The 244-nt window shown below is 48.4% G+C and carries 1 protein-coding gene; it reads left to right on the plus strand.

Annotation, left to right across the window (positions count from 1 at the left end):
* On the plus strand, positions 1-244 hold a 244-nt coding region (locus AC0MA3_RS26695; RefSeq protein WP_474658378.1), incomplete at both ends, for a hypothetical protein.

Raw genomic sequence — 244 nt, forward strand, 5'->3', positions numbered from 1 at the left:
GGGGTGCTTGATATCGTGAAGAAAAATGGCGGATGGATGGCGTCAGTCATGCTATCCCTGAAAAAGTACATCGTCGATTCCCCGGATATTGGCGTGCTTCTCATTGGGACGATGCTGGTCTCCTTGTTTTCAGGTAAGGGCAGGGTTTTCTGGATTCTTTGTGTCCTGCCATTTCTGGTTATTTGGTTTACCGTAGGTGCTTATGAACAACGCCATGGAATCCATGTTCTGTTCGTGTCCACGG

The sequence above is a fragment of the Paenibacillus sp. LS-5 genome, from assembly GCF_056121505.1.